Origin of the sequence: Mesorhizobium sp. M0590 (assembly GCF_040320905.1) — a bacterium.
GTDB lineage: Bacteria > Pseudomonadota > Alphaproteobacteria > Rhizobiales > Rhizobiaceae > Mesorhizobium.
The window spans coordinates 132915-156924 of the sequence record NZ_JAMYQN010000005.1; the positions used below are offsets into that span (position 1 = coordinate 132915).

Consider the following 24010-nt stretch of genomic DNA (forward strand, 5'->3'; position numbering starts at 1 on the left):
TGTTGTTAACGACAGCGGATGAAGCAGAACTATCTTTATCTCATCATCGGCGCTTTGGCCGTCGCCGTTATTGCGTTGGGGATTTACGTTTATCGCGAGGAGACTAGGCCGAAAGGCGTGGAACTTCGCATCGACGATTCCGGCATTTCAGTTCAGGAGAAATAGACCGCGTAGTCCTGTTGCCCGACTTTGCACTGGAAGTCGGCTTGTACCGCCTCACCCCAACTCCAACGTCGTTATCGCAAAAACTCCGGACTGCACGAGCTGCGGCGCCTTTCCCTTGTACATCCGAGCCGTCTCGAAGCCCGGCTGAAGGCCTGCGGACGACAGCAAGTCTGCAAATTGCCGGCTGGTTTCGGGAACGTCGAGATGGACGTTTCCGGGACCGGACATGTGCGCGAGCGCGGCGAAGAGATGGCTTGCCGCGTCCAGGCTGTCGGCAAAGAGCGGGCCGATCTTGCAGCCGTCCCGGCATTGGCGCGCGACGCCGTATCCCGCAATGGCGCCGTGCTTGAGGATCGCAAGCGCCATATGCGGCGGGCGCAGCCAGTGTTCCAGGAAGGATCGCCTCGGACCGGGAAAGAAGCGGCGGTCATAGTCCAGTATGTCCGGCACGAGTTCCGGCCCTATGGCGCGAATGTCGTTGCCGACGGCTGCCGGGACATTCGGTGACCCCATGAACCGGATCGTCCGGTAGGCCGGTGCAAAACCCATGCTGCGGTAGTTGGCCTGCTGTTCGACGACACCGTCGAGGCCGATCGTGCGCTTGCCGAGCCGCGCTATGCCGGCATCCCAAACGACCTTGCCATGGCCTTGGCCACGCTTGTCCGGCCGGCAGATGTAGAGGCCGATGAAGCCGAAACCGTCGCCATAGGCAACGGCCGAAATGCCGGCCGCCATCTCGCCATCGATAAAGGCACCGATGAAGCCCTGCGGGTCGGCTGCCTGAAACAGCGCGGCATCGTTAAGGCCGGGATTCCAGCCTTCCGCCGCCGCCCAATCGACAAGGGTTTGCACTTCTTCACGTGCGAGCGTTCGGATCGTTCGGGGCATTGCGATCACTCGGCGGCGCCAGGCGCGAAGGATTTCAACGCGCCATGATAGGACTTTGCCAACGGGCTTGCATAGGCGCCGCGCTTGGATGTCGTCAGGCCAAGGGCGATCAAGGCCTCGGCCTGTTTCACGGCAGCGCCCACGCCGTCGATGACCGGAAGCCCGAATTCCCGCTGCAGCGCCGCCGCCAGATCGGCCATGCCGGCACAGCCGAGCACGATCGCCTCGGCGCGATCCTCGTCGATGGCGCGCGCAATCTCGTTGCGCAGCCTGAGCAGTGCGTCGGACGCCGGATCTTCGAGGGCAAGAACCGGGATGTCGGCGGCGCGCACACGCGCGCGCCCTGCCATGCCATAGCGCTGCACCAACCCTTCGACCGGCACGCGCGAACGTCCGGTGGTGGTGACGACGGTGAAGCGCTGGGCGATGAACGAGGCCGTGCTGAGCGATGCCTCGCAAATGCCGATGACCGGAATGTTGGCCATGGCGCGCGCGGCATCGAGGCCGGTGTCGTCGAAACAGGCAATGATCGCGGCTTGCGCGCCCGAGCGTTCGCCGGCGGCGATCTCGACCAGCAGGCCGGGCACGGCAAGTGCTTCATCGTAATAGCCTTCGATCGATACAGGTCCCATCGACGAGGTGACGGCAACGATCTTCGTCGATTGAGCAGCGACCGATCGGGCGGCGACCGCGATAGTATCGGTCATGCTGGCGGTGGTGTTTGGATTGACGACGAGGATCTGCACTGTCAGGCACGCTCGCGGCGGCGGCCGACATAGACGATTGCGCCGAGCGTCAGCAGGATCACCAGGAAGGAAAACACGGTCGTCACGGTGCCCAGCGCATAGAGCACCGGCGTCGTGACATTCGTCGTCATGCCGTAGATTTCGAGCGGCAACGTGTTGAACGTGCCCGAGGTCATCAGCGTGCGGGCGAACTCGTCATATGACAGAGTGAAGCCGAACAGGCCGACGCCGATCAGGCTGGGCGCGATCATCGGCAGCACGACATGGGCAAAGGTCTGCCACGACGATGCTCCGAGATCGCGCGCGGCTTCCTCATAGGCTGGCGAGAACCGGTTGAAGACAGCAAACATGATCAGCACGCCGAAAGGCAAGGTCCAGGTCAGATGGGCGCCGAAAGCGGAGGTGTACCAGGCGGGGCGGAAGCCGATCTGCTGGAAGACGACGCCGATGCCGAGACTGATGATGATCGACGGCACGACCAGGCTGGCGACGGCCAGATAGAACAGTGCGGTTGCGCCGCGAAATTTCTGCCGGAAGGCCAGGCCGGCGAGCAGCGACACGGCGACAGTGACGACCATCACCATCAGGCCAAGGACGAGCGAGCGTTTGAAGCTGCCGCCGAAGTCGCCGACCGCCTGGCGCTCGAACAAATTGGCGAACCAGTGCAGCGACACGCCGTTCAGCGGAAATGTCAGACCGCCGTTCTCGCCCTGGAAAGAGAGGATCAGGATCGCCGAAAGCGGGCCGTAGAGGAACAACACGAAAAGACCGAAGAACGCCGCCAACACATAGAATTCGAGGGTGCGCTTGTCCTGGCTCATCGCCTCACAGCTCCTTGCGGATGTCGACGATGCGCAGGATGCCCGCGACCATCAGCAGCACCAGCACCAAGAGCACGACGGCGTTGGCGGCGGCTGCCGGATATTGCAGCAGCGACATCTGGTTCTTCATCATCAGCGCGACGGAGGCGCTCTGCCCGCCGGACATCACCTGCACCGTCGAGAAGTCGGCCATCACCAGGGTGACGACGAAAATGGTGCCGATCGCCATGCCGGGCTTGGCGAGCGGAATGACGACGTTCCACAGAACCTGCCAGCCGGAAGCGCCGGCGTCGCGCGCGGCTTCTATCAATGACTTGTCGATGCGCATCAGCGTGTTGAAGATCGGCGTCACCATGAACAGCGTATAGAGATGCACCATGGCCAGCACCACGGCGAATTCGGAATAGAGCAGCCATTCGATCGGCTTCGGGATCAGCCCCATTTGCACCAGCGTCGAGTTGACCAGGCCATTGCGGCCAAGCACCGGAATCCACGAGATCATGCGGATGATGTTGGAGGTCAGGAACGGCACCGTGCAGACAAGGAACAGCACCATCTGCATGGCCGTGGTCCTGATATGGAAGGCAAGGAAATAGGCGACCCAGAAACCGATGAACAGCGTCAGCGCCCAGACGATGGCGGCGTATTTCAGCGTATTCAGGTAGGTTTTCCAGGTGACCCAGGAGCCGAGCGTGTCGGAATAATTGGTGGTCAGGAAATCCGGATACATCGCTGCGAAATCGTAATCCCAGAATGAGACCACGGCGATCATCAGAATTGGCAGCAGGAGGAACGCGCCGAGGATCAGGGCAAGTGGTGTTGCCTGGAGATAGGGGACGAGGGCGCCGATCGAGAGCCGGCGGCGTCTGGCGGGTTTGGCGGCGGCGGTGGCGGGGCGTTCGAGCGCGGCTGTCATGAACATCTCGGTATAAGTCAGCGATGCGGCGAAGCCGCCTTTCCTTCTCCCCCTTGTGGGAGAAGGTGGCCGAGCGAAGCTCGGTCGGATGAGGGGTGTTCCAGCTTGGCACCAACAGCGCTCCGGCCGGCACCCCTCAACCGTCTTGGCGCTGCGCGCCAATCCACCTTCTCCCACAAGGGGAGAAGGGGAAGACGTTGTACCTACGCAGCGATGAACTCGTTCCAGCGCTTCACCATGTAGCGGTCTTCGTCCATGACCGAGTTCCAGCAGGCGACCTTGCCCATGCGCTCTTCGAAAGAGCCGCCGTCACGCACGGCGCCAGCCTTTTCCATGACCTTGCCGTCCGGCGACAGGATATCGCCCTTTGCCGGCTTGCCTTCGATCCAGTAGCCCCACTCGTCCTCGGACATGAACTTCTTGGCCGACACCATGTTGGCCGAGTAATAGCCCTGGCGGTTGAGATAGCCGCCAACCCAGCCGGACGTGTACCAGTTGATGTATTCATAGGCGGCATCGAGTTCGGCGCCGGAGAGATGGGCTGCCAGGCCAAGCCCGCCACCCCAGGACCGGTAGCCTTCCTTGAGCGGCTGGAACCGGCACGCGATGCCCTTGGAGCGGACCGCGGCCACGGCCGGCGACCACATTGACTGGATCACCACTTCGCCTGAAGCCATCAGGTTGACGCTCTCGTCGAAGGATTTCCAGAAGGCGCGGAACTGGCCGGCTTGCTTGGCCTTGATCAGGAAGTCGATCGTCTTGTCGATCTCCTCCTTGGTCATGTTGCCCTTGTCGGCGTATTTGATGTTGCCGGTGGCTTCCATGATCATCGCCGCATCCATGATGCCGATCGACGGGATGTTGAGGATGGCGGTCTTGCCCTTGAAGGCCGGATCCATGATGTCGGCCCAGGTGGTGATATCGCGGCCGACGAGGTCGGGGCGGATGCCGAGCGTATCGGCATTGTAGATCGTCGGCACCATGGTGAACCAGTTGGTCGGCGCCTTGGCGAAGACCTTGCTGTCCTGCGCCTCGACGTAACCGACCGTGTGCGGCGCGGTGCCCTGGGCGATAACGCTGTCCGGCGCCAGCTTGCCGGTTTTGAACAGCGGCACCAGCTCGTCGTAATATTTCAGCTTGGTGACATCCATCGGCTGCAGGACGCCTGTCGGGAACACCTTCTTGCAGATCCAGTATTCGATGTCGGCGATGTCGTAGCTGTCGGGCTGCGTCACGGCGCGCTGTGCGGCGGCGTCGGAATCGGTTGCTGTCATCTCCAGCGTGATGCCGAGATCGGCCTTGCACTTGTCGGCGATGGCATTGAGGTTGGATACGCCGGTGCCGAACTGGCGCAGCGTGATGTTCGATTGCGCCCAGATGGTCGGAAAGCCAGATATGGCGCCGGAACCGGCGGCGAAACCGACGGCGGCGGCACCTGTCTTGAGCAGCGAACGTCGCGATATTCCAGTCTTCTTGTCGGTGGTGTTGGTCATGTTCAGTTCCCCTGTTTTGATTGGTTATGCTGGATTTCAGGAATCGAGACGACCAAGGACGATCGCGTCCTCGGCGTCCCAGGCGATCGGCACTGCGTCGCCGACGGCAACCGGGCTGGCGAAGAAGCTGGTGTCGTCGACGATTACGGTGAAATCCTCGATGCCGGCGCCATTGACCGAGAGCTTCACGGTCGAACCGCGGTACTCGACGTTTGAAACGATGCCGGTGAAGCCGAGCCCGGCTGCCGGCGGCTCGCCGATGCGCACGTGGTCGGTGCGAATGGCGATGTCGATGGGTTCCCCGGTCTCCCTGCCCTGCCCGCTGGCCGCGAGCGTGACGCCGCCGGGCACATCGAAAACGACCATGCCGTCGCGACTGCCGGCGACGCGCCCGGAGATGACATTGTGGTCGCCCATGAAACGAGCGACGAAGGCCGTGGCCGGCCGCTCGAACACCGTGCGAGGGTGCGCCGCCTGCTCGATACGGCCATCGTTCATCACCACGATCAGGTCGGCCAGCGCCATCGCCTCTTCCTGGCTGTGGGTGACGTGGACGAAAGTGATGCCGAGCGACGTCTGCAGCTTCTTCAGTTCGGCTCGCATGCGGATCTTCAGGAAAGGATCGAGCGCCGAAAGCGGTTCGTCGAGCAACAGCGCCTCGGGATCGGTGATCAATGCGCGCGCAAGAGCAACGCGCTGCTGCTGCCCGCCGGAAAGCTGCGCCGGGCGGCGGCTGGCATAGGCCTCCATCTGCATCAGCTTCAGCATGTCGAGTGCCTTGGCGCGGCGCTCCTCCTTGCCGACGCCTTTCATCTTCAGGCTGAAGGCGACATTGTCGATCAGGTCGAGATGCGGAAACAGTGCGTAGGACTGGAACATCATGGCAGTGCCGCGCCTGGCCGGCGGCAGGTCGGTGACCACTGTGTTGCCGAGACGCACGTCGCCACTCGATATGCTCTCGTGCCCGGCGATCATGCGCAGCGTCGAGGTCTTGCCACAGCCGGACGGACCGAGCAGGCAGCAATAGGTACCCGCAGGGATTTTCAGGCTGATGCCTTCGACGGCAGTCGTCGCGCCATAGACTTTCGAAACGGACACAATGTCGATTTCGGCGGCTTTGGACATCCAGCTTCCCCTTTGGTCGGATTAGCCAAAGCATCATGCGTGCCAGTTGCGCGCCGCCGCACCAACCGACTGAATCCTCGAAGAAATCAGGGCCGCCTCTATATAGCTGCCGATACGTCGCCCTTGTGCAATGCACAAATTATAGGCGATTGCCGCCGATCTTCGCAAAGATCGTATGCAATCTTTTTCATCTCTGTATTCACTTTGTCTCTCGTCCAAGCGATGCGATTCAGGGTAGAAGAACGCAGGACCACTGCCATGAACATTGCCGACCAGACCTTCCCTGCTATCGAGGCCGCCAACGAGGATCGCGCGCAGGCGATCCGCGACCAGTTGCGCGACGCGATCGTCGATCGCCGGCTAGCGCCGGGAACAAAGCTATCCGAAGGCGAAGTCGGCACGCTGTTCGATGTCAGCCGCACCGTGGCGCGTGCGGCACTGCAGATGCTTTCCTTCGAGGGATTGGTGCGCACCGAGCGCAATCGCGGCGCCTTCGTCGCCAATCCGTCGCCGGAGGAAGCGCGGCAGGTTTTTGCTTCGCGCCGGCTCATCGAACCAGGCATCGCGATTGCCGCCGCCGGACGGATGACGCCGGCGCATGTCGCCGCGTTCAAGTCCCAGCTCGACGAAGAAGGCCGTTTCATCGCCGAACGCGGACCGAACGCAAGGCGATCGGAGATCAAGGCGTCGGGGGATTTTCACCTGCTTCTGGCGTCGGTCGCGGGAAACGTCATCCTGCAGCGCTTCATGGAGGAATTGGTCGCTCGTTCATCGCTGGTGATCGCACTCTATGGCCGCTCGGGCATCTCGAGCTGCGGCCACAACGAACACACGCAGATCCTCGAGGCGCTGGAAAATGGCAATGCCGAACGCGCCAGCGCGCTGATGCTGCACCACATCGACCATATCGAGGCCGACCTCGATTTGCGCGTCAGGAGCGGCCCGGCACTCAGGCAGGCGCTCGAGTTCTGAGATCGCGTCAACGCACGATCCTCACGCACATCGGTGTGCCAATCTCGATGGATCGGCCGGTGTCGGTCAGCCGGCCGGTTGCGGCATCACGGGCGAAAATCGAGATGCGGTCGGCATTCTGGTTGGCCGAGAACAGATGGCCGCCCGAGGGCGTCAGTGCCAGATTGCGCGGCGTGGCGCCGCCGCAAGGCGTATAGCCCACAAGGGCAAGCCTGCCGGTTTGCTGGTCGATCGAAAACACCACTATGCTGTCATGGCCGCGGTTGGAGCCGTAGAGAAAGCGGCCGTCAGGCGAGATCTGGATGTCGGCGCAGTGATTGCCGTCGCGCGCCTCGGGCGGCACGGCCGGCTTGCTGTCGATCACCGTAAGCTTGCCTGATGCTTCGTCCAGCGCCAGCGAGACAACCGTCGAATCCAGCTCGTTCATGACGAACACGAAGCGACCGCCCGGATGCAGTGCGAGATGGCGCGGACCCGCGCCTGGCGCAAGCGCCGACTCGGCGAGCTTCGTCAGGCTGCCGTCTGAGCCGATGCGATAGGACACCAGCCGGTCGATGCCGAGGTCAGCGACGATCGCCATGCCGCCGGCAACCGTCTCGGTTACGCTATGGGCATGCGGCCGCTCCTGGCGGGCAGGATCTGGTCCGGTCCCGCTATGGGCAACGCTCGACAACGGCGCTGTCAGGCCGCCATTCTCACCCAACCCATAGACCACGACCGAGCGATCGGGGCCGCCCTCGCCCATGCCGTAATTGGCGACCAGCAGCTTCGTCCGGTCGCGCGTGATGGCGTTGTGCGCCGTGATGCTGCCCAGCGTCGGCTGCTTGTTGATGTAGGACAGCGTGGCGGTCTGCCTGTCGAAACGGTAGGCCGAGACCACCCCTTCGCGCCAGGTGAACACTTCTGAGTTGGCATAGATGTGGGAGCCGTCCGGCGTCACCGACAGGAAGGTGGGATTGTCGATGTCTCCCGTCTCGGCCAGTTTCTTCGTCTGCAGCGTCCCTTCGTCGAAACTGTAGACACCCAGCCCGATGCCGCGCGCGCCCTGAAAATACGGGGCGTCGCGATTGAGGCTGCCGACGAAAACCAGACAGGCATTCTGCATCACTTCCTCCCTTGTTCCGCCGGCATTGGCCCCGACGGAGCAGGCAAAATTTCGCCTGTTCACGCTTGCAACACAACCCCATATGTGAAAATACTATTCACAAAAGAAGATTGACGGGAGGATCGATCATGCATTTCGCTGGTCTGCGGCGCGCCCTGATGGACGATTCCCGCTCCCAGAGGAAGTCGTCATGAGCGGTTTCGCGCCAACCGTGGGCGTGGCATCGACACACCCCGCCAACATGCCTAGGAATCACGCCGACCTTCCCGTCTGGAACGCGGAGAACTGGTTCTACGAAGACTGGCCGGTCGGCCAGAAGATCCGCTCGCTGCGCCGGACCATTGCCGAGGGCGACAGCCATCTCTTCAACACGCTGGTGCTCGACATCCATCCATACGTGCAGGACCAGATGTTCGCCGAGACGCAAGGCATTTTCGGCAAGCGGCTGGTGGCAGGGGCCTTCGTGTTCTCAGCCGGGCTCGGTCTCGTCGCCACCAATTGCATCAACGCCTTTTCGTATGGCTACGACAAATTGCGCTTCATCAAGCCGGTGTTCATAGGCGACACGATCTATTCGATCCGCTCCAACCTCGACAAGAAGCCAAAATACAAGGAAATGGGGCTGATCCGCGCCAGCTATGAAGTCTTCAAGGGTGAAGGCGAGCTCGTGCTTTATTGCGAGCACCTGCAGACGGTGAAGTACCGCAATCCGGCCGATTTCGCCGGCAAGACGGAGAAATAGGCAATGGCTGCCATTGCCGAACTGCCGCTGACCGGGCTCATCGTTGTCGATATGAGCCAGTTCTTGTCCGGGCCTTACTGCTCGCTGCGACTACTCGACCTCGGCGCTCGCGTCATCAAGATCGAACGGCCGGACGGCGGCGATCTGTCGCGCCGGCTCTATCTCAGCGACACCGAGATCGGCGGCGATTCCACCATTTTCCATGCGATCAACCGCGCCAAGGAAAGCCTTGCCATCGACTTAAAGGACGAGGCCGACCTTGCGGCGCTGCGCGGCCTGCTGGCCAAGGCCGACGTGCTGATCCAGAATTTCAGGCCCGGCGTCATCGAACGCCTGGGCTTCGATTACGAGGCGGTGCGCAAGATCAATCCGCGCCTGGTCTATGCCTCGATCAGCGGCTATGGCGAGGAAGGCCCGTGGGTCAAGCGGCCCGGGCAGGATCTGCTGGCGCAGGCCCGCTCCGGCGTGATGTGGCTGAACGGCGACGAGGACCAAGGGCCGGTGCCCTTCGGCCTGGCGATCGCCGACATGCTGGCGGGCTCCGCCGCCGCGCAAGGCATCCTCGCCGCACTGGTGCGGCGCGGCGTGACCGGCAAGGGCAGCCATGTCGAGACCAGCCTGCTCGAAGCGCTGGTCGACTTCCAGTTCGAGGTGCTGACCACGCATCTCAATGACGGGCGCCGGCTGCCGCGGCGGTCGAGCTTCCGCAGCGCGCACGCCTATCTCTCGGCGCCCTACGGCGTCTATCCGGCCAAGGGCGGCTATCTGGCGATCGCCATGACGCCGATCTCGAAACTCGCCGATCTCCTCGGGCTCGAGGAGCTTGCGCCCTATCGCGACCAGCCGTCGACCTGGTTCACCGCCCGCGACGAGATCAAGGCGATCATCGCGCAAAAGATCGCAACGAAGACGGTCGACGAATGGCTTGCCATTCTCGAGCCTGCCGACATCTGGTGCGCCAAGGTTTTGACCTGGCCGGAAATGATGGCCAGCGAAGGCTTCCAGGTCCTCGACATGCTGCAGACGGTGACGCGCGAGGATGATGTTTCGATCCTCACCACGCGCTCGCCGCTCAGGGTAGACGGCATCCGCGCGAAGGTCGAGCGGGCCGCGCCACGCATCGGCGAGCACAGCGCAAAAATCCGCGTGGAGTTCGGGCTGTGAGCGACGTCACGCTCAAAGGCATGACCTGGAGCCATCCGCGCGGCTATGACCCGATGGTCGCCTGTTCGAGACTGTGGAAGCAACAAACTGGCATCGCCGTTGAATGGGACAAGCGCTCGCTGCAGGATTTCGAATCCTTCCCGGTCGAGGAACTGGCCCGTGCCTACGACCTGATCGTCGTCGACCATCCGCATGTCGGCCAGATCACCGCCGAGAATTGCCTGGCGCCGCTCGATGTCGCCGGCCGGGAAGCCGAACGTGCAGCACTTGCGGCGGGCAGTGTCGGCCGGTCCTTTCCGAGCTACGACTGGCAAGGCCGGCAGTGGGCGTTTCCGATCGACGCGGCCAGCCAGGTGCAGGCATGGCGGCCCGACATGCTTTCGGCTGCGCCGGCGAGCTGGGCCGATGCCCTCGATCTGGCCCGGCAAGGCCACGTGCTGTTGCCGCTCAGGCCGCCGCATTCGCTGATGGTGTTCTACACGCTTGCCGGCAATCTCGGCCGGCCCGCCGGTGAAGGCCCTGGCGACCATGTGGATCCGGCAGCGGGCAAGCAGGTCTTCGAGATGATGCGCGAGATCGCAGCCCTCGTCGACCCGGCCTGTCTTGGCATGGATCCGATCGCGGTTCTGGAGCAAATGGCCGGATCCGGCTCGCGGATCGCCTGCGCGCCGCTGATCTATGGCTATGTCTCCTATGCCATCGCCGGGTTTCGACCCAACCGCCTGGCTTTCGCGGATATCCCGGCCGCTGGCAATGCCGGCCCGATCGGCTCGGCGCTCGGCGGCACCGGCATTGCCGTGTCGGCCTTTTCGAAGGCCAGGCAGGCGGCAATCGACTTCGCCTACTGGATCGCCAGCGGTGACGTGCAGCGCGGCCCTTACGCCTCGGCCGGCGGCCAGCCCGGCCATGCGGCAGCCTGGACGGATGCCGCCGTCAACGCCGCCGCCGGCAATTTCTACAAGGACACCCGGGCCACGCTCGAAGATGCCTGGGTGAGGCCGCGGCACGACGGCTACATGGCGTTCCAGCAGGCGGCGTCCGATCGCATCAATCTCGGCCAGAGCGAAAGGCACAATGCCGCTCGCGTCGTTGCCGATCTCAATCGCCTGTTTCGGGAGAGCCTTTCGACGCAGGTGTCCGGCGTTGCCGGCGGAGGAGCCTGAACAACCGAACGGAGGAGAACATGAACAGCCTGATCCGCGGCCTTTTGGCCGCAACCGCACTTGCATCGGTCACGACCATAGCCTGCGCTCAAGACGTTTCGGGCGTGATTGCTGGATTGCCGACCGAACTGAAGGCACAATATGACGGCGCGCCGCAAAAGGTGCTGCCGTCGGCCTGGGATAATTTCACGCCGCCGTCAAAGCCGTGGAAATGGTGCCACTCCGAGTCCTACCAGGGCAATCCGTGGCGCGTCACCGTGACCAAGGAGTTGAAGCGGCTGGTCGACGGCCTGATCGCCGACGGCACCGTGGCGAGCTTCGAGGTGTCGGATTCCAACAACGACGCCAGTCAGCAGATCAACCAGATCCGCGCCTTCATCGACAAGAAATGCTCGATCATCACCTCGATCCCCGGCTCGGCAACGGCGCTGGACGACGCCATCGATGCCGCAGCCAAAGCCGGCATCCCCTTCATCACGGCAGCTGGGTCTGTGACCAGCCCGAATGCGATCAACGTCGATTCCAACTATGCGCGCTGGGGCTACGACATGATGACCGCGATCGGCAAAGCAATGCCGGACGGCGGCAGCGTGCTTCTGGTCGAAGGCATTGCCGGTCACCCGATCGTCGTGCAGGAGCGCCAGGGTGCCGACAAGGAGCTGGCCGAAAATTCAAAGCTCAAGGTCTCGCGCACCGTCAACGGCAATTGGACGGCCAACGTCACCAAGACGGCGGTGCTGCAGGCAATCGCCACCAATCCGGCGCCGATCGATGCAGTGTGGACGACGGGCAGCGAAAGCCGCGTCGTCGCCGAGGCCTTTGCCGAGGCCGGCCGCCCTGCCCCGCTGATCACCGGCTCGATCACCGGCGATGCGCTCGGCTACTGGAAGGCCAATCCCGACAAATACCGCTTCGAAGGCCATGCGGTTCTGCCGCACTGGACGGCCGAGACGCTGTTTCGTGTCGGTGCGCGTATGCTCGAGGGCCAGAAGCCCAGGCTCAACACGCTGCTGATCCCGATTCCGCCGGTGCACAATGCCGACCTCGGCGCCTGGTACAAGGACTGCATGACGCCGGACGCCGTCTCGATCTTCCCGGTCCCGCCGAAGGATCCGATGCCGGAGGAATGGCTCGATGCCTATTTCGCCAATCCGGCACCGACCAAGGGCTGGGACTATTCGAAGGTGCCGGACGCCTGCGCCAAGTAGCATTTATGAGGGCCGGCTCCGCACCAGCGGTGCCGGCTTTCTCCATCAGGATTGCTCATGCTGGAAGTCCAGGCCATCTCGAAACGCTACGGCGAAACGATTGCGCTGGCCAATGCCTCCATCGCATTCCGCGCCGGCACGATCCACACCATCCTGGGCGAGAACGGTTCGGGCAAGAGCACCCTGGTCAAGCTGCTGTCGGGGATCGTGCAGCAGGACAGCGGCGCGATCCTGCTCGACGGAGCGCCCTTTACCGGCCTCTCGCCGGCGGCGTTCCAGACCGCCGGGTTGGCCACCGTGTTCCAGGAAGTGCTGATCGCGCCTGACCGTTCGGTGACGGACAACATCCTGCTCGGCCTCGACGGCCTGCTGACGCGCACCGTGCCGCGCGCCGAGCGGCGGCAACGCGCGCAAGCGGTGCTGAAGCGCTTTGCGGTGACCGAGATCCCGCTCGACCAGTTGGCCGGGCAATTGCCGCTTGCGGTTCAGCAATTGGTAGTGCTCGCCCGCGCCGTGGTGCGCAGCCCGCGCATTCTCATCCTTGACGAGGTTACGGCTGCGCTCGACTTTGCCGATCGCGAGGCGGTTTTCGCCATGATGCGCAAGCTTGCCTCCGAAGGCTGCCTGATCCTGTTCATCACCCATCGCATGGACGAGGTGATGTCGCTTTCGGACCGGATTTCCGTGCTGCGCGGCGGCAGCGTGGTGACGACTGAGGAACGCGGCACGTCCACCGCATCCGAACTTCTCAGAGCGATGGCGCCACGCACGGCGGCGGAGCTGGCGCATGGCTGATCGCGCCAGCCTTTCGGTGCGCGGCCTAGTGATCGCGCCGGGCGCAAGCCCCATGACGCAAACCATTGCGCCGGGCGAGATCGTCGGCCTTGCCGGCCTCGACGGCCACGGACAGGAGCGGTTCCTGAAAGTGCTGGCCGGCCTGGAACGCCCGGCCGGCGGCGAGGTGACCGTCGAGGCGCCAACCGGAGCGCGCGCGATCACCAATTTCCGCAAGGCGGTCGCCGGCGGCATCGCCTATTTGCCGCGCGACCGGCGCACCACCGGCATTTTTCCGACCCAATCGGTGCTCGACAATTTTGCCGTCTCGACGCTGTCGCGCGATATGCGTTTCGGCCTGCTCAGCTTCGCCGCGCGGCGGCAGCGCTATGAGAGCTATCGGGACAGACTGTCGATCATCGCGCCACGGCCGGACGCCCCGATCACCACGCTTTCCGGCGGCAACCAGCAGAAGGTGCTGCTGGCCCGCGCATTGGCGTTGGAACCGGCGATCCTGCTCCTCAACGATCCGACACGCGGTGTCGACGTGGCGACGCGCCACGTCCTTTATGACGTGTTCCGCAGGCTGGCCGCCGACGGCATGGCGCTGGTCATCCTGTCGAGCGAGATCGAGGAAATCCTGCTGCTTTGCCATCGCGTGCTGGTATTTCGCGAACAGCAGGTCGCGGCCGAAATCACCGGAGACGACATGAAAAGCGATACGGTGATAGCCGCCATGTTCGGACGCGCCGCATGAGCGGGTTGCGGCGCATGGCGGCGCGATGGCGCGGCGCTAGCTTTGCGGCAGTTCTGCTGGTCATCCTGATCGCGGTCAATCTGCTGCTTAATCCGGCGCGCTTCCATCCTGCCGCCTGGGGCGCGCTGATCGGGCTCGCCGCGCCGCTGATCGGCGCAGCGGTCGCCTCGGCTCCGGTGATCCTGGCCGGGCGCGGCGGCATCGACATTTCCGTCGGGCCATTGATGGGCTTCGTCAATGCGATGGTGATCCAGCTGCTGTTTCTCAGGCTTGGCATGTCTTCGCCGCTGGTCATCGTGCCGGCGGCGCTTCTGATCGGCGCAATCGTCGGCGCTGCCAACGGCTTCTTGGCGACCATCGTTCGCATCCAGCCGATCGTTGCGACGCTCGGCACCTATCTGATCCTCACCGGCATGACGCTGACCGTCCTGCCGGCGCCGATCGGGCCGGCGCCGGGCTGGCTGAAGGCAATGGCCGGACCCTGGTCGGCACTGCCGCTGGCGCTGATCTTCCTGTTCTGGTGGCTGGTGCGACAGACGCCTTATTACGACCAGCTGATGGCGGTGGGCAGCGACGACCGCGCCGCCTACACGGCCGGCATTCCGGTGACGAAAGTACGTTTCATCGCCTATGTCATGACCGGCCTACTTGCCGCCTGTGCCGGCCTCATGCTGACCGCCCTGATCGGTTCGGCCGACCCTAATATCGGGCCAACCTACACGTTGATCGCGATTGCCGCGGTGGCGCTCGGCGGCGTCAGCCTTGCCGGCGGGCGCGGCGGGCTCGCCGGCGCCGCCATCGGCGCTGTCGACATCTTCCTGCTGCAGAGCGTGCTGACCGCCTTCAACGTCTCCACCTATGTGCTGCAGATCGCCTATGGCGCGATCCTGGTTGTGGCCGTCATCATGACGGCGCTGCAGGAACGGCTCTCGGGAGGGAAAGGCTGAGAAGCATGCGCCAGACCTGGTTCCAATCCACCAATGCCCGCGTCGCCGGTGCCTTTGCCGTCGCTGTCGCCTTGCATCTCCTTGGCACCTTGCTCATCCCGGGCTTCTCCCAGCCGTTCGCCATCCGGGCGCTGCTGGTGATCGCCTCGCTGCTGGCGGTGGCATCGATCGGCCAGACCCTCGTCGTAATCCTGGGCGGTATCGATCTGTCGATCCCCTTCATCATCGGCTTTGCCAATGTCGTTGCCGCACAGCTCTACGGCGGCGGCTGGAATTTTGCCCTTGTCTGCGCAGTCGTCGTCGCGCTCGCCATACTGATCGGGGCGCTGAACGGCCTGATCTCGCGTGGGCTCGACATCCACCCGCTGATCGTCACGCTCGGCACTGGCATGATCGTGCAAGGCGTCGTCCTGTTATGGACCGGCGGCTTTCCATCCGGATCGGCGCCTGCCGCGGTTTCCGCCTTCGTTTCGATCGGCGGTTCGGTCGGACCGCTGCCGGTGCCGGGGCTGGTGCCATGCGTCGCGGTGCTGACCTTGCTGGTGGCGCTGGTGCTGGCGCGCACGCCATACGGCCGCCGTCTCTACGCCCTAGGCAGCAATCCAGGTGCTGCGCCGCTGGCGCTGATCGATCCGGTCCGCATGTGGACCGTGACCTATGCCGCGAGCGCCTTCTTCGCCGCCGCAGCCGGCGTGCTGCTGCTCGGCTTCACCGGCTCTGCCTATGGCGATGTCGGCCAGCCCTATCTGTTCCAGACGATCGCGGCAGTGGTGGTCGGCGGCGCCGCCCTTGTCGGCGGCCGCGGCAGCTATTTCGGCACCATTGCCGGCGTGCTGGTGCTGACGGAGATCAACACGCTGCTGATCGGCCTCGGCTTCCGGCCCTCGACCGTGCAGGCGGCACTTGGCCTGGTCATCGTGCTCCTGGTTTCGCTGTACGGTCGCGAGCGGCACGTCTCGGCGACGATCTAATTCACGTCGCGCAAAAGCATGCCCTCGGGCGTGAACCGAGGGTGCGCAACGGTTTTGCGCTAACGACATGCATAAAAACAAGAAACTTGAAGCGCCTCCCATGAATCCGTTCAATCAGGCGGCTGCCCGCCCCTTTCGCCTGAAACTCAGCAAAGGCGGACATTGGCGCTAGACTTTCCACGCGGTATGGTGCTCTCCAATGCGATATGAACAGGTGCATGCAATTTGGGATTTTTACGACGGGGTTCGGACCGGCGTAGCTGATTTGGATGGCGCTCCCCACTATTTCGCTTCTCAGTTTGACGAAGGCGCGGACGACTACTCTGACAATTTCAAGCTCTATCCCATTGGGCCTGAGTTCATGCGACGCGCAATGCGCAATTGGGACATCTATCGGGCTTGGGAGCGCAAATTTCATAGCGGCGACGCTGAACTTGAGACCCATCCGGGCTACGGCGGCGACGCTGAATACGACGAACTGCAGTTCTGGCTCGACGAACAGATAGCGCGACTTCAGGAACTGCCGACCCTTTATGGGGCAAGGTTCCGCGCATTACCCGGTCAAGATGGTCTTCCCGGCGGAATGCTCCGCGAGCTTGAAGTCGCATGGTCGCCTTCGCCTGCTTAGCGTACCGAGCAGCCGCCGCCTCGCAAAGCCGAGGGTCCGGTTCTGGAAATTCCTAGCTGACCGACCTACGACCGAAATGGTCGAACTCGGCCGTTCGGAGTGATTGAGTTTTGACCCTAAAGTAAGCCGGCTTACAAACGCCACAGCCGCTTGGCGTTGCCGGACAGCAGTTGTTGCCGTTCATCGGTGCTGGTGCCGGCAATCAGCGCGTGCGTTGCCGCAATCCAGGTCGCAAGCCCGCCGCCGAGCGTGCAGACCGGCCAGTCGCTGCCCCAGACGACGCGGTCCCAGCCGAAGCATTCGATGGTGTGCTCGACATAGGGAAGCAGCGTTTCGACAGTCCAGGATCCGGCATCCGCATAGGCGACCACACCGGAAATTTTGCCGACGACGTTCGGGCGCCGCGCGATCTCCGCCATGTGCTCGCGCCAGGGGTGCTCGGCACCACCCTTGATGTCGGGCACGCCACAATGGTCGAGCACGAACTGCACGTCCGGCGCGAGGTCGGCGAGTGCAATCGCCTTGGGGATCTGGTGCGGCAGAACGACAAGGTCGAAGCTCAGGCCGGTGCCGGCAAGCCGCTTGATGTTTTCACGAAACAGCGCGCCCTCCGAAAGCTCGTCCGGCATGACGTGCAGCACGCGGCGAAAGCCTTTGACGAAAGGATCGGCGCGCTGGCGCTCGAGATAGGCGGCAAAGCCGGGCCCTTCCGGACGGCAGGAGGCAATTGCCCCCCGCAGCAAGCTGGCCTTTTCCCGCGACAGCGCTTTGACACGGCTGGTTTCAGCCTCGATGTCGGCAGGATCGACATCGACCTCCATATGCAATGCGCCCTCGATGCCGGCGCGGCGGGCCTGGACTGCATATTCGTCGTAGGAGAAATCGCGGTTGAGCGCCGGCACGCCGGCCAGCCAGGGATAGCGCAGCGCGGACTGATCGATCAGGTGCAGATGGGTGTCGAAGATCATGGTGGCGCTCCTCCTTGGCGACTTCGGGATCATCTCACGGAGAAATTCTTCATTCAAATAAGAATTCATCGCGATTGCTTGACGGTCGATCCCGCCAGTTGCGACAGCTTTTCGGTCGCTGCCAGCAGCAGCTCAATCGTCCTCGTAATGTCGGGCGCCTTGGGTGCGTTGACCAGGGTTATGTAGGGGATCGACAGTGCGGCGATGGCCTTGCCGTCCGAGCCGAGAACGGGCGTCGACAGGTTGAACACGCCTGCCGTCTGCATCGACGCCATCATCTCGTAGCCGCGTTCCCGGATCTGATCGAGGCGGGCGAAGAATTCCGGCGATTGCGGTGGCTTGTCGGTGCTGCGCAGATGTTCTGAGATCATCATCTGCCGCTCTTCCGGCGGGCGGAACGCCAGCAACACATGGCCGGAGCCGGTGTCGAACAGGCTGATATGCGAGCCAACGCGGATCGAGATGCCCCAGTAATCCGGCGCCTCCTGCTGTGCGATCACCACCGCGGAACCGCGATCGAAGACGACGAGCTGATTTGCCTGCTGTGTGGTTTCGGCCAGTTCGCGCATCAGCGACGTCGCATAGGAAACCAGCCGGCGCACCGGCGCGTGCAGCTGCGCCAGGCCAAACAGCTTGAGCGTCAGCGAATAACGGTCGCCATCCGGCCGCGTGACGTAGCCGCGCCGCACCAGCCGGTCCAGCATGCGGTAGAACTCGTTCGGGCTGCGGTCGAGCTTCTTGGCGATTTCCGCCTGCGTCAGGCCGCCGTCGACGCCGGCCAGCAGCTCGAGAATGTCGAGCCCCTTGTCCAACGCCGGGGCTCGATAGCGGTCGTCTTCCTCGTCCTCTGCCATTGGGCTTCTCCAGTGAATTTCATCTTTCATATACGCATAACGGCATTGCTTCCGGAAGAACTTTCGGCTTGACGATCCTATAAATGTTTTGTTTGTATATGAATGAAGCTGCCGATCAGCCCTCGCTATGGATCGACGCAGACTCTTGGGAGGATACCAATGACGAAACTGTTTTGCGGCCTGTCGGCCGGCGTAACGCTGCTCGCACTGGGTGCGAGTGCCCTTGCTGCCGACCTGCCCGGCAAATTCGACGGCGTCACCATCGACGCCAAGCTGATCGGCGGCCAGCAATATGAAGGGCTGTACGCGCGCATCGGCGAATGGGAAAAACTGACCGGCGCCAAGGTCAACGTGATCTCGAAGAAAAATCACTTCGAGCTCGACAAGGAAATCAAGTCGGACATCGCCTCCGGCAGCATCAACTGGTGCGTCGGGTCGAACCACTCGTCCTTCGCGCCGCAATATCCTGATATCTACACCGACCTAAACAAGCTGCTGCCGAAGGAGGAGATCGACGCCTTCGTGCCGTCGACGATCAAGGCCTCGACGCTCGACGGCAAGCTGGTGATGCTGCCGCGCGCGCAGTTCGACGTGTCGGCGCTCTACTACCAGAAGAGCCTCTACCAGGACGAAGCCAAGAAGGCCGCCTACAAGGCCAAGTACGGCAAGGAACTGACACCGCCCGACACCTGGGACGAGGTCGCCCAGCAGGCGGAATTCTTCGCCAGCCCGCCCGATTTCTATGGTACCCAGTTCGCCGGCAAGGAAGAGGCGATCAACGGCCGCTTTTACGAGATGCTCATCGCCGACGGCGGCGAATACCTCGACAAGGATGGCAAGCCGGCCTTCAACTCGGAAGCCGGCGTGCACGCGCTCGACTGGTTCGTCAATCTCTACAAGGCCAAGGCGGTGCCGGCCGGCACCACCAACTATCTGTGGGACGATCTCGGCCAGGGCTTTGCCTCGGGCACCGTCGCCATCAACCTCGACTGGCCGGGCTGGGCAGGCTTCTTCAACGATCCGAAGTCGTCGAAGGTCGCCGGCAATGTCGGCGTGAAGGTGGCGCCGAAGGGATCGGCCGGCATTCGCACCGGCTGGTCGGGGCACCACGGATTTTCGGTCACCGAAAACTGCGCCAGCAAGGACGCCGCGGCATCGCTGGTCTGGTTCCTGACCAATGAGGACAGCCAGAAGCTCGAGGCGGCAAGCGGCCCACTGCCGACCCGCACGGCGGTGTGGGACTGGGACATCCAGCAGGCGGCCAATGATCCTTACAAGAAGGAAGTGTTGGCGGCTTTCCAGGAAGAGGCAAAGCACGCTTTTGCCGTGCCGCAGACACCTGAATGGATCGAAATCTCCAACGCCGTCTATCCCGAATTGCAGGCCGCCATCCTTGGCGACAAGACCTCAAAGCAGGCGCTGGACGACGCTGCCGCCAAGGCCACGCAAATCCTCGAGGACGCCGGCAAGCTTTGACCGTTCTCCCAAGGGGGCGCCGCGCTCAGCGAAGAGCGGCGTCCCCGAACTTTTTACGAACCATGCGCAACACGCTTTGTCTTGATCCCAGCTCGCCGATGGCGGCCTTCGGTGTCCGGGCACCAACCAGAACCGGATCGCCATGAAAGGCTGGAGACCTTCGCCGCCATTGCTGCTCCTGCTGCCGGCGGTGATCGTTCTGGCAGCGGTGGTGGTGGTGCCGCTGCTGCTTTCGCTCTATTCCAGCTTCACGCCGTTCCGGCTGACCAGGCCGGAGACGTTCTGGGTCTTCATCGGCGCGCGCAACTACGTCACCATCCTGACCAGCCGCGCTTTCTGGGTCGCCTTTGCCCGCACCGTGGTGCTGCTGACCGTCGCGCTCAACCTGGAAATGCTGATCGGGCTCGGGCTGGCGCTGCTGGTGGAGAAGGCATCGCGCGGCCAGCGGATCCTGCGCACCATCATGATGTTCCCCATGATGTTTTCGCCGATCCTCGTCGGCTTCCAGTTCAAATTCATGTTCAATGACAATATCGGCCTGGTGAACAACGCCCTGCAGGGGCTCGGCCTGACCGATCGCGCCATCCCGTGGCTGATCGACGGCAATCTCGCCTTCATCGCCATCCTGATCGCCGAGATCTGGTCGTCGACCTCGGTGTTCGCGATCCTGATCCTGGCCGGGCTGCTGGCGATGCCGCGCGAACCGGTCGAGGCAGCCCGCGTCGACGGCTGCACGCCGTGGCAGACATTCCGCTATGTCACCTGGCCGTTCGTCATGCCGTTTGCCTTCATCGCCATGACCATCCGCTCACTCGACGTCGCGCGCGCCTATGACATCGTCAAGATCATGACCGACGGCGGCCCCGCCGGCCGCACCGAACTGGTCTGGACGCTGGTCGCCCGCACCGCCTACAGCGATGCCAGGATGGGAATGGCCAATGCCATGGCCTATTTCTCGATCCTGCTGTCGATCCTGTTCACCGTCTATTTCTACCGCAAGCTCGCCGCAGCGCGCACGCAGATCGCGGCGGAGTGGTGAGCATGGACCAGAACAGCCTGCATCGCGTCGGCAACAAAGCGCTCGGAATCGTTCACGGCATCGGGCTGTTCCTGGCCATGCTGGTCATCTGCCTGCCCGGCATCTGGATCGTGCTGTCGTCGCTGCGGCCGACCGTCGAAATCATGGCCAAGCCGCCGGTGTGGATCCCGCAGCAACTCTCGCTCGACGCTTACATCGCCATGTTCAGCGGCGTCGGCCAGGGCGGCATTCCGGTGCTCGACTACTTCCGCAATTCGCTGATCATCTCGGTGACCTCGACGGTGATTGCCATCGTCATCGGCATGGCCGGCGGCTACGCCTTTGCGCGCTACCGCTTTCGCGCCAAGTCGGCGATGTTCCTCGGCCTGATGCTGACGCGCACGGTGCCCGGCATCGCGCTGTCGCTGCCGCTGTTCTTCGTCTTTGCGCGGCTCGGCATCATCGACACGCATTTCGGGCTGATCCTGGTCTATGTCGCGCTCAACGTGCCGTTCACCGTCTGGCTGATCGACGGCTTTTTCCGCCAGGTGCCGAAAGATCTCGCCGAAGCCGCGCAGATCGACGGCTGCACGCGCTGGCAGGCCTTCTGGCAGGTCGAGTTTCCACTCGCCGGGCCCGGCATCGCCTCGGCCGGCATCTTTGCCTTCCTCACCTCCTGGAACGAGTTCGCGCTCGCCTCGCAGCTGACGCGCTCGATCAACTCCAAGACCCTGCCGGTCGGCCTGCTCGACTATACGGCCGAATTCACCATCGACTGGCGCGGCATGTGCGCGCTCGCCGTGGTCATGGTCATACCGGCGCTCACGCTTACCTTCATCGTCCAGAAACACCTCGTCGGCGGCCTCACTTCCGGCGCGGTGAAAGGCTGACATGGCAACCGTATCGCTCAAGAACCTCACCAAAAGCTACGGCCCGGTGGCGGTGGTGCACGGCATCGACCTCGAGGTCGCCGACCGCGAGTTCATCGCGCTGGTCGGGCCGTCCGGTTGCGGCAAGTCGACAACCCTGCGCATGATCGCCGGCCTCGAGGCGATCAGCGACGGCGTCATCGAGATCGGCGGCCGCATGGTCAACGACCTGCCGCCGCGCTCGCGCAACATCTCGATGGTGTTCCAGTCCTACGCGCTCTACCCGCATATGACCGTGCGCGAAAACCTCGGCTTCTCGCTCAAGATAGCCGGCGCCGCGAAGGAAGAAATGGACCGTCGCGTCGCCGAAGCGTCCGGCATTCTCGGCCTCGACCAATTGCTCGACCGCCGGCCGTCGCAGCTGTCCGGCGGACAGCGCCAGCGCGTCGCCATGGGCCGCGCCATCGTGCGCGATCCCGACGTCTTCCTGTTCGACGAGCCGCTTTCCAATCTCGACGCCAAGCTTCGGACGCAGATGCGCACCGAGATCAAGAAACTGCATGCCAAGGTCCGGTCGACGGTGATCTACGTCACCCATGACCAGGTCGAAGCGATGACATTGGCGGACCGTATCGTCATCATGCGTGACGGTTTCATCGAGCAGGTCGGCACACCCGACGAGGTCTTCCGCCGGCCGCAGACACGCTTCGTCGCCGGCTTCATCGGCTCGCCGCCGATGAACCTGCATGAGGCGGTTGTCGACGACGGACAGTTGCTGTTCGCCAGCGGCGAGAGATTGCCTCTGCCCAGCCAGTTCAAGGCCAATGTCGGAACCGGCGACAAAGTCGTGTTCGGCCTCAGGCCCGACGACATCTATCCGACCGGGCATGGCATCAGCTCCGGCGAAGACGTCGACGTCCACCAGGTGGAGTTGCCGGTGACCGTCACCGAGCCGCTCGGCAACGAGACGCTGGTGTTCGCCGAATTCAACGGCAGCGACTGGGTATCGCGGATGCTCAATCCAAAGCCGCTGAAAGCCGGCGACCGGGTCAAGATGAGCCTGGACCTGTCGCAGGCCCATCTGTTTTCCGCCGAAACAGGCAGGACATTGCGAGGTTAAAATCATGGCAAAGATCGAGAAAATCGAACTGCGGATGGTCGACCTGGTGCCGAAGGTCAAGCGCACCGATGCCATCCAGAGTTTTGTCAGCCAGGAAACACCGATCGTCACCATCACCGACGCCGACGGCGCGGTCGGCACCGGCTACAGCTATACGATCGGCACGGGCGGCTCTTCGGTGATGCGGCTGCTGGCCGACCACCTTGCGCCGCGGCTGATCGGCCGCGATGCCGACATGATCGAGGCGATCTGGCACGAGCTGGAGTTCGCCACCCATGCCACGACGATCGGCGCGATCACGGCAATCGCGCTGGCGGCCATCGACACTGCCCTTTGGGACCTGCGGGCCAAGAAACAGAGGCTGCCGCTGTGGAAGCTGGCCGGCGGCGCCAAGGACCGCTGCCCGCTCTACACGACCGAAGGCGGTTGGCTGCATATCGAAACCGAGGCGCTGGTCGCGGATGCGCTGGCCGCCAAGGGCAAGGGCTTTCGCGGCTCGAAGGTCAAGATCGGCAAGCCGCACGGCTCCGAGGATCTTGTCCGGCTGACGGCGGTGCGCCGGGCGGTTGGAGACTCCTACGAAATCATGACCGACTGCAACCAGGGCTTCTCGGTCGACGAGGCAGTCCGCCGGGCCGAGCGCTTGCGTGAACTCGATCTCGCCTGGATCGAGGAACCGTTGCCGGCCGACGACATAGACGGCCATATCCGCCTGTCGAATGCGACGTCGACGCCGATCGCCGTCGGCGAGTCGCTCTACTCGATCCGGCATTTCCGCGAATATATGCAGAAGGGCGCGTGCTCGATCGTGCAGGTCGATGTCGGCCGCATCGGCGGCATCACGCCGTGGCTGAAGGTGGCGCATGCAGCCGAGGCGTTCGACATACCGGTCTGCCCGCATTTCCTGATGGAACTGCATGTCAGCCTGACATGCGCCGTTCAGAACGGCAGATATGTCGAGTATATTCCCCAGCTCGACCAGCTGACCGGCAAGAAAATGCGTATCGAGGACGGGCACGCATTGGCACCGGACGAACCCGGCATCGGCATCGACTGGGACTGGGATGCGATCAAGGCGAAGAGCATCGCGGAATTCACCATGGCGATAGAAAAATAGGAG

Annotated in this window: 25 protein-coding genes; 16 read left to right on the forward strand and 9 right to left on the reverse strand. The window is 63.3% G+C overall.

The features are described from left to right. Nucleotides 1–18: 18 nt before the first annotated feature. On the forward strand, nucleotides 19–165 hold the full coding sequence (locus tag NKI52_RS10925; RefSeq protein ID WP_352452379.1) for a hypothetical protein: 147 nt from the start codon (nucleotides 19–21) through the stop codon (nucleotides 163–165). Nucleotides 166–216: 51 nt separating this feature from the next. On the opposite strand, the gene NKI52_RS10930 is transcribed toward NKI52_RS10925, so the two are convergent. The 6 genes from NKI52_RS10930 to NKI52_RS10955 form a co-directional block, all read right to left on the reverse strand. Beyond that, nucleotides 217–1053 carry a GNAT family N-acetyltransferase gene (locus NKI52_RS10930; RefSeq protein WP_352569307.1) on the reverse strand — a complete coding sequence of 279 codons (837 nt, stop codon included), beginning with the start codon at nucleotides 1051–1053 and terminating at the stop codon, nucleotides 217–219. A gap of 5 nt (nucleotides 1054–1058) precedes the next feature. Then, nucleotides 1059–1799 carry an aspartate/glutamate racemase family protein gene (locus tag NKI52_RS10935; protein WP_023676071.1) on the reverse strand — a complete coding sequence of 247 codons (741 nt, stop codon included), beginning with the start codon at nucleotides 1797–1799 and terminating at the stop codon, nucleotides 1059–1061. A gap of 2 nt (nucleotides 1800–1801) precedes the next feature. Beyond that, nucleotides 1802–2620, reverse strand: a complete 819-nt coding sequence (locus NKI52_RS10940) for an ABC transporter permease (RefSeq protein WP_352451583.1) — start codon at nucleotides 2618–2620, stop codon at nucleotides 1802–1804. Nucleotides 2621–2624: 4 nt separating this feature from the next. After that, a complete protein-coding gene (locus tag NKI52_RS10945; RefSeq protein ID WP_023676073.1) occupies nucleotides 2625–3536 on the reverse strand; it encodes an ABC transporter permease in 912 nt (303 codons plus the stop codon). A 203-nt stretch (nucleotides 3537–3739) separates the two neighbouring features. Next, on the reverse strand, nucleotides 3740–5029 hold the full coding sequence (locus NKI52_RS10950) for an ABC transporter substrate-binding protein (protein WP_023676074.1): 1290 nt from the start codon (nucleotides 5027–5029) through the stop codon (nucleotides 3740–3742). 36 nt (nucleotides 5030–5065) lie between these two features. Next, nucleotides 5066–6154, reverse strand: coding sequence for an ABC transporter ATP-binding protein (locus NKI52_RS10955; protein WP_352569303.1), 1089 nt, complete (start codon nucleotides 6152–6154; stop codon nucleotides 5066–5068). Nucleotides 6155–6412: 258 nt separating this feature from the next. Here NKI52_RS10955 and NKI52_RS10960 point away from each other — a divergent pair, with 258 nt between their 5' ends. After that, the gene (locus NKI52_RS10960) at nucleotides 6413–7126 is read left to right on the forward strand and encodes a GntR family transcriptional regulator (protein ID WP_352697940.1); all 714 of its coding nucleotides are present in this window, start codon (nucleotides 6413–6415) and stop codon (nucleotides 7124–7126) included. 7 nt (nucleotides 7127–7133) lie between these two features. Here the strand turns inward: NKI52_RS10960 and NKI52_RS10965 are convergent, their stop codons facing one another. Continuing rightward, nucleotides 7134–8231, reverse strand: coding sequence for a lactonase family protein (locus NKI52_RS10965; protein WP_352569302.1), 1098 nt, complete (start codon nucleotides 8229–8231; stop codon nucleotides 7134–7136). A 190-nt stretch (nucleotides 8232–8421) separates the two neighbouring features. Between NKI52_RS10965 and NKI52_RS10970 the strand changes: the two genes are divergently transcribed. The 9 genes from NKI52_RS10970 to NKI52_RS11010 all read left to right on the forward strand — a co-directional run bounded on the left by NKI52_RS10970 (nucleotide 8422) and on the right by NKI52_RS11010 (nucleotide 16585). Beyond that, a complete protein-coding gene (locus NKI52_RS10970) occupies nucleotides 8422–8973 on the forward strand; it encodes a MaoC family dehydratase (protein ID WP_023676078.1) in 552 nt (183 codons plus the stop codon). A gap of 3 nt (nucleotides 8974–8976) precedes the next feature. Next, on the forward strand, nucleotides 8977–10137 hold the full coding sequence (locus tag NKI52_RS10975) for a CaiB/BaiF CoA transferase family protein (protein WP_352569300.1): 1161 nt from the start codon (nucleotides 8977–8979) through the stop codon (nucleotides 10135–10137). Nucleotides 10138–10157: 20 nt separating this feature from the next. Further along, complete coding sequence (locus NKI52_RS10980; RefSeq protein ID WP_352575676.1) at nucleotides 10158–11300, forward strand: extracellular solute-binding protein; 1143 nt, start codon at nucleotides 10158–10160, stop codon at nucleotides 11298–11300. A 20-nt stretch (nucleotides 11301–11320) separates the two neighbouring features. Beyond that, nucleotides 11321–12508 carry an ABC transporter substrate-binding protein gene (locus NKI52_RS10985; protein ID WP_352697942.1) on the forward strand — a complete coding sequence of 396 codons (1188 nt, stop codon included), beginning with the start codon at nucleotides 11321–11323 and terminating at the stop codon, nucleotides 12506–12508. Nucleotides 12509–12565: 57 nt separating this feature from the next. Then, nucleotides 12566–13303, forward strand: a complete 738-nt coding sequence (locus NKI52_RS10990; RefSeq protein ID WP_352621016.1) for an ATP-binding cassette domain-containing protein — start codon at nucleotides 12566–12568, stop codon at nucleotides 13301–13303. Continuing rightward, nucleotides 13296–14039 carry an ATP-binding cassette domain-containing protein gene (locus tag NKI52_RS10995; protein WP_352697944.1) on the forward strand — a complete coding sequence of 248 codons (744 nt, stop codon included), beginning with the start codon at nucleotides 13296–13298 and terminating at the stop codon, nucleotides 14037–14039. Before NKI52_RS10990 ends, NKI52_RS10995 begins: the two co-directional genes overlap by 8 nt. Continuing rightward, a complete protein-coding gene (locus NKI52_RS11000) occupies nucleotides 14036–14986 on the forward strand; it encodes an ABC transporter permease (protein ID WP_352697946.1) in 951 nt (316 codons plus the stop codon). Before NKI52_RS10995 ends, NKI52_RS11000 begins: the two co-directional genes overlap by 4 nt. Before the next feature lie 5 nt (nucleotides 14987–14991). Beyond that, a complete protein-coding gene (locus NKI52_RS11005; RefSeq protein WP_352697948.1) occupies nucleotides 14992–15957 on the forward strand; it encodes an ABC transporter permease in 966 nt (321 codons plus the stop codon). 199 nt (nucleotides 15958–16156) lie between these two features. After that, entirely contained in the window at nucleotides 16157–16585 is a 429-nt protein-coding gene (locus NKI52_RS11010) for a hypothetical protein (protein ID WP_352697950.1), read from the forward strand. Between the two features lie 131 nt (nucleotides 16586–16716). Here the strand turns inward: NKI52_RS11010 and NKI52_RS11015 are convergent, their stop codons facing one another. Both NKI52_RS11015 and NKI52_RS11020 read right to left on the reverse strand, forming a co-directional pair. Beyond that, on the reverse strand, nucleotides 16717–17553 hold the full coding sequence (locus NKI52_RS11015) for an amidohydrolase family protein (protein WP_352697952.1): 837 nt from the start codon (nucleotides 17551–17553) through the stop codon (nucleotides 16717–16719). A 65-nt stretch (nucleotides 17554–17618) separates the two neighbouring features. Beyond that, complete coding sequence (locus tag NKI52_RS11020; RefSeq protein ID WP_352575508.1) at nucleotides 17619–18407, reverse strand: IclR family transcriptional regulator; 789 nt, start codon at nucleotides 18405–18407, stop codon at nucleotides 17619–17621. 159 nt (nucleotides 18408–18566) lie between these two features. Here NKI52_RS11020 and NKI52_RS11025 point away from each other — a divergent pair, with 159 nt between their 5' ends. From NKI52_RS11025 to NKI52_RS11045, 5 genes are all read left to right on the forward strand, one after another. Then, nucleotides 18567–19883, forward strand: a complete 1317-nt coding sequence (locus NKI52_RS11025) for a type 2 periplasmic-binding domain-containing protein (RefSeq protein WP_352697954.1) — start codon at nucleotides 18567–18569, stop codon at nucleotides 19881–19883. Nucleotides 19884–20025: 142 nt separating this feature from the next. After that, nucleotides 20026–20922, forward strand: a complete 897-nt coding sequence (locus NKI52_RS11030) for a carbohydrate ABC transporter permease (RefSeq protein WP_352575504.1) — start codon at nucleotides 20026–20028, stop codon at nucleotides 20920–20922. A gap of 2 nt (nucleotides 20923–20924) precedes the next feature. Then, complete coding sequence (locus tag NKI52_RS11035) at nucleotides 20925–21791, forward strand: carbohydrate ABC transporter permease (protein WP_352451567.1); 867 nt, start codon at nucleotides 20925–20927, stop codon at nucleotides 21789–21791. Between the two features lies 1 nt (nucleotide 21792). Continuing rightward, nucleotides 21793–22890, forward strand: a complete 1098-nt coding sequence (locus tag NKI52_RS11040; RefSeq protein ID WP_352697956.1) for an ABC transporter ATP-binding protein — start codon at nucleotides 21793–21795, stop codon at nucleotides 22888–22890. A 4-nt stretch (nucleotides 22891–22894) separates the two neighbouring features. Further along, nucleotides 22895–24007 carry a mandelate racemase/muconate lactonizing enzyme family protein gene (locus tag NKI52_RS11045; RefSeq protein ID WP_023676092.1) on the forward strand — a complete coding sequence of 371 codons (1113 nt, stop codon included), beginning with the start codon at nucleotides 22895–22897 and terminating at the stop codon, nucleotides 24005–24007. Nucleotides 24008–24010: the final 3 nt, after the last annotated feature.

Bases quoted from the DNA above. Each gene is read 5' to 3' on its own strand.
- NKI52_RS10925 (WP_352452379.1), top strand. From the start codon at position 19: ATGAAGCAGAACTATCTTTATCTCATCATCGGCGCTTTGGCCGTCGCC.
- NKI52_RS10930 (WP_352569307.1), bottom strand. From the start codon at position 1,053: ATGCCCCGAACGATCCGAACGCTCGCACGTGAAGAAGTGCAAACCCTT.
- NKI52_RS10940 (WP_352451583.1), bottom strand. From the start codon at position 2,620: ATGAGCCAGGACAAGCGCACCCTCGAATTCTATGTGTTGGCGGCGTTC.
- NKI52_RS10945 (WP_023676073.1), bottom strand. From the start codon at position 3,536: ATGACAGCCGCGCTCGAACGCCCCGCCACCGCCGCCGCCAAACCCGCC.
- NKI52_RS10950 (WP_023676074.1), bottom strand. From the start codon at position 5,029: ATGACCAACACCACCGACAAGAAGACTGGAATATCGCGACGTTCGCTG.
- NKI52_RS10955 (WP_352569303.1), bottom strand. From the start codon at position 6,154: ATGTCCAAAGCCGCCGAAATCGACATTGTGTCCGTTTCGAAAGTCTAT.
- NKI52_RS10960 (WP_352697940.1), top strand. From the start codon at position 6,413: ATGAACATTGCCGACCAGACCTTCCCTGCTATCGAGGCCGCCAACGAG.
- NKI52_RS10965 (WP_352569302.1), bottom strand. From the start codon at position 8,231: ATGCAGAATGCCTGTCTGGTTTTCGTCGGCAGCCTCAATCGCGACGCC.
- NKI52_RS10970 (WP_023676078.1), top strand. From the start codon at position 8,422: ATGAGCGGTTTCGCGCCAACCGTGGGCGTGGCATCGACACACCCCGCC.
- NKI52_RS10975 (WP_352569300.1), top strand. From the start codon at position 8,977: ATGGCTGCCATTGCCGAACTGCCGCTGACCGGGCTCATCGTTGTCGAT.
- NKI52_RS10980 (WP_352575676.1), top strand. From the start codon at position 10,158: ATGACCTGGAGCCATCCGCGCGGCTATGACCCGATGGTCGCCTGTTCG.
- NKI52_RS10985 (WP_352697942.1), top strand. From the start codon at position 11,321: ATGAACAGCCTGATCCGCGGCCTTTTGGCCGCAACCGCACTTGCATCG.
- NKI52_RS10990 (WP_352621016.1), top strand. From the start codon at position 12,566: ATGCTGGAAGTCCAGGCCATCTCGAAACGCTACGGCGAAACGATTGCG.
- NKI52_RS10995 (WP_352697944.1), top strand. From the start codon at position 13,296: ATGGCTGATCGCGCCAGCCTTTCGGTGCGCGGCCTAGTGATCGCGCCG.
- NKI52_RS11000 (WP_352697946.1), top strand. From the start codon at position 14,036: ATGAGCGGGTTGCGGCGCATGGCGGCGCGATGGCGCGGCGCTAGCTTT.
- NKI52_RS11005 (WP_352697948.1), top strand. From the start codon at position 14,992: ATGCGCCAGACCTGGTTCCAATCCACCAATGCCCGCGTCGCCGGTGCC.
- NKI52_RS11010 (WP_352697950.1), top strand. From the start codon at position 16,157: ATGCGATATGAACAGGTGCATGCAATTTGGGATTTTTACGACGGGGTT.
- NKI52_RS11015 (WP_352697952.1), bottom strand. From the start codon at position 17,553: ATGATCTTCGACACCCATCTGCACCTGATCGATCAGTCCGCGCTGCGC.
- NKI52_RS11020 (WP_352575508.1), bottom strand. From the start codon at position 18,407: ATGGCAGAGGACGAGGAAGACGACCGCTATCGAGCCCCGGCGTTGGAC.
- NKI52_RS11025 (WP_352697954.1), top strand. From the start codon at position 18,567: ATGACGAAACTGTTTTGCGGCCTGTCGGCCGGCGTAACGCTGCTCGCA.
- NKI52_RS11030 (WP_352575504.1), top strand. From the start codon at position 20,026: ATGAAAGGCTGGAGACCTTCGCCGCCATTGCTGCTCCTGCTGCCGGCG.
- NKI52_RS11035 (WP_352451567.1), top strand. From the start codon at position 20,925: ATGGACCAGAACAGCCTGCATCGCGTCGGCAACAAAGCGCTCGGAATC.
- NKI52_RS11040 (WP_352697956.1), top strand. From the start codon at position 21,793: ATGGCAACCGTATCGCTCAAGAACCTCACCAAAAGCTACGGCCCGGTG.
- NKI52_RS11045 (WP_023676092.1), top strand. From the start codon at position 22,895: ATGGCAAAGATCGAGAAAATCGAACTGCGGATGGTCGACCTGGTGCCG.